The sequence below is a fragment of the Bradyrhizobium sp. P2_E8 genome (genome assembly GCF_056403875.1).
In genome coordinates, this window is record NZ_JBFUES010000803.1 from 1 (window position 1) to 3517 (window position 3517).

The 3517-nt window shown below is 63.4% G+C and carries 3 protein-coding genes; all 3 read left to right on the plus strand.

Features of this window, described 5'->3' with window-relative positions:
• The first annotated feature begins 286 nt into the window (after positions 1-286).
• The 3 genes from AC1D00_RS32115 to AC1D00_RS32125 all read left to right on the plus strand — a co-directional run bounded on the left by AC1D00_RS32115 (position 287) and on the right by AC1D00_RS32125 (position 3462).
• The gene (locus AC1D00_RS32115) at positions 287-1111 is read left to right on the plus strand and encodes a carbonic anhydrase family protein (RefSeq protein WP_477013424.1); all 825 of its coding nucleotides are present in this window, start codon (positions 287-289) and stop codon (positions 1109-1111) included.
• 91 nt (positions 1112-1202) lie between these two features.
• Positions 1203-2285 (plus strand): calcium:cation antiporter, encoded by a 1083-nt coding sequence (locus tag AC1D00_RS32120; protein WP_477013425.1) that lies wholly within the window; start codon positions 1203-1205, stop codon positions 2283-2285.
• A 61-nt stretch (positions 2286-2346) separates the two neighbouring features.
• Positions 2347-3462, plus strand: a complete 1116-nt coding sequence (locus AC1D00_RS32125) for an efflux RND transporter periplasmic adaptor subunit (RefSeq protein WP_477013426.1) — start codon at positions 2347-2349, stop codon at positions 3460-3462.
• Positions 3463-3517: the final 55 nt, after the last annotated feature.

Sequence of the window (3517 nt, forward strand, 5' to 3'; positions counted from 1 at the left end):
AATCATGGAAGACCCTGCGATGCACAACGATGTCATGATGGCACGCCGGCGCAACGTGGCGGATGCAGAGAGCTTCGCCATCTGAGGAGGGGATGYCTGATCGATCAACACGCAGGAGCCATCTCATCATCATGACGACCGCGAGGCAAGTCACTTCTTGGACGCCGTCCAGCCCAAACAACCTGAGGTAAATACCTCTTTTTAGTCGACCGCCGTGCTCGACCAATGTTTGCAGGGACACACGCAAGCGCGACCGAGCGATGGCGGAGTCGCCCTCAGTGTGCAATTGTCAGGATCGAAGCCAAAACTAGCGTCGACCCGGCGGTGCCCGTCTGCAAGTGCACCCCGGAGGAGGTTCGCCGTGCATCACAAACCCGAACATCCAAAAAACTGCGATTGCCTCGCGCGTCGGAAATTCCTGACCATGGCCGGCGCCGTAACCGCCGTGGGCCTGGCAGGAAGCGGTTTCTTTCTCGCCGATGACGCCCGCGCAGACGCGCTCACCAGAGACATGCGCGACAAGCTGAGCCCCGAGCAGATCATACAGGCGATGAAAAAGGGAAACGGGCGTTTCCGGAAGGGCGAGAGGAAGGACCGCAACTACCTGCGCGAACAGAAGGCGAGCGCGTCGGGGCAATATCCGGCGGCCGCGCTGCTCAGCTGCATCGATTCGCGCGCCCCGGCCGAGGTCATCATGGACCTCGGGATCGGCGACATCTTCAACTGTCGCCTCGCGGGCAACATCGAAAACCCCGACATTCTCGGCAGCCTCGAGTTCGCCTGCAAGCTCGCCGGCGCAAAGGTGGTACTCGTCATGGGCCACACTGCCTGCGGCGCGATCAAAGGAGCTATCGACAACGCGGAGCTCGGCAACCTGACGGGACTGCTTGGCAGAATCAAGCCCGCGGTCGAAGCGACGAACTACTCCGGCGACCGGTCTGCCAAGAACTACGCCTTCGTCGATGCCGTCGCACGCAAGAACGTCGAGATGACCGTCGCAAACATCCGGAAGGACAGCCCGGTCCTTGCCGAACTGGAATCGAAGGGCAGCATCAAGATCGCCGGCGCGATGTACAATCTCGAAAGCGGGGCTGTGGAGTTCTTCGCGTAAGACCGACATCGCCGCCAAAGGGGCGGGCGCCTTTGGGCGAGGGCGACAGAATTTGCGCTCAGACGCGATGAAGAACAGTGGGGAGATCGAGATGGCTGTAGCAGGGACAGCAGCACGGTGGACGTGGATTTGGCCGGCTCTCGCCTGGGCGACCTTGTTGGTCAGTCTCGTTCTCGGCGGAAGTGGACTAGTTTACGCAGCCGCCGGCGCGGCTCTGTTCGGCACGGTCTTCGCCGCAGTGTACCATGCCGAGGTGGTCGCTCACCGCGTAGGCGAGCCGTTCGGCACGCTGATCCTGGCCCTGGCGGTGACAGTGATCGAGACCGCGCTCATCGTCTCGGTGACGATTGCCGCGCCCGCCGAAAAGGCGGGTCTGGCCCGCGACACGGTCTTCGCGGCGGTCATGATTGTCTGTAACGGCATCGTAGGGGCTTGTTTGCTGTGGGGCGGCGTGCACCACCGCGAACAGGGTTTCCAGGCGCAAGGCGCCGGCGCCGCGCTCGCGGTACTGGTTGCTCTCACCAGCCTCACGATGGTGCTTCCGAACCTCGCCGCCCAAGAGCTCGGTCCGCTGTACAACACCTCGCAGCTCGTCTTCGCTGCGCTCGCCTCTTTGATTCTGTACCTGGCGTTCGTCTTCGTTCAGACCGTCAGGCACCGTGACTATTTCCTGGCCGCGAAGGGGGCCGCGGTCGACGAGCATTCRCCTCCTCCGGACAACAGAACGACCGGTCTGAGCGCCGCTCTCCTCATCGTCTCCCTTGTGGCGGTCGTGGGGCTTGCCAAGGTCCTGACCCCCAGCGTGGAAGGCGCCATCGATTATCTCCAGGTCCCGAAGGCGGTCGTCGGCACGATCATCGCCGCCTTGGTTCTGCTTCCGGAGGCCGTGGCGGCCATCAAGGCGGCGCTGAGCGACCGGCTTCAGACCAGTCTCAACCTCGCCCTCGGCTCGGCGCTCGCGACCATCGGCCTGACCATTCCCGCCGTCGCGGCTGTCTCGATCGTCATGGGATATCGGCTCGAACTCGGGTTGGACATAAAGGATTTGGGGCTGCTCATGCTCACGCTGCTGTTGAGTGTCATCACACTCGGCACCGGACGGACCACGGTGCTGCAGGGCGTCGTGCATCTGGTCATCTTCGCCGCATTTCTGTTTTTCGCGGTGGTGCCGTGAGCTGGCGGAACGACGCGGCCAGGCCGAAGGGTCAAATTCGATAGGATTCGAGGAGCGCACGATGATCCGACATCTCACGCGATTTGCCGTCTTGGGGCTCCTTGTCGTCGGCCTGCAGGGCTGCGGAGAAAAGAAGAAGGAAGCGAGCGAACAGCCGGTCCGCGGTTTGCGTGCCTACAAGGTCGCCGCCTCGACGGAGAGCCGGCTTCGGCGCTTCCCGAGCGTGCTGCAGCCGGCCGATGTCAGCGCTTTGTCCTTCGAGATCGGTGGCCAGCTGAAGGCCGTCGGCCTCACCGTCGGCCAGAAGGTGCAGCTCGGAGACGTTCTCGCCGAAATCGATCCGAGATCGCTGCAGAGCCAGGTGGACCAGGCCAGCGCGGGCGTGCAGCAGGCGCAGGCGCAGCTCGACAACGCCCAGTCGGACTTCCAGCGCAAGGAAGAACTCCTCAAGCGCGGCGTCGCCACCCAGGCCGCTTTCGAACAGTCGAACGCGATCCTGCTCAGCGCGAGAGCCCAGCTCGACCAGGCGCGCCGTCAGCTCGAGTTGGCCAATCAAAACCTGGACCGAAGCAAGCTGCTGGCCCCCTTCGCCGGCACCATCGCCCGCGTGGAAGTCAAATCCTTCGCCCAGGTCGCCGCCGGACAGCCGGTCGCCACGCTCTACAGCGACGACAGCTTCGAAATGAGCTTTCTGGTCCCGGCAGCGACCTTCCAGAGCCTGAAGGTCGGGCAGCAGGTCCCGGTCAAGGTCGCCGACAAGCCCGACCTTCCGCTCAAAGGCGAGATCAAAGAGCTCGGGTCGAAGGCGGAGCAGGTATCGGCCTTCCCGGTCGTTGTCCGGCTCGAGAACAGCACCCCGGGCCTGAACGCCGGCATGTCGGTCGAGGTGACGATCGAAGAACCGCTGGTCGTGGGTCGCAGCGGGTTTCTCGTTCCGCTCAGCGTGCTGGTGCCGGAAGGCGGAAAGGTCCTGCAGAACACCGGAAGTGTGTTTCGGTTCGACGAAGGAAGTTCGACGGTGAAGAAGAGCACCATCACCGTCGGCGGAATCCGGGACAATCGCCTGGTGGTGGTGGAGGGCGTCAAGCCCGGCGATATCCTGGCCTCGGCCGGGGTGTCGTACCTCGCCGACGGACAGAAGGTGAAGCTGCTTCCCTTGGAGGACGCCGCGCTGTGAATCTCCTCACCCGATTCGGACTTGCACGGTCTCGTTTCACGATCATGGCCATGAT

Excerpts from the sequence above, each read along its gene's own strand:
- AC1D00_RS32125 (WP_477013426.1), top strand. The coding sequence starts at position 2,347 with ATGATCCGACATCTCACGCGATTTGCCGTCTTGGGGCTCCTTGTCGTC.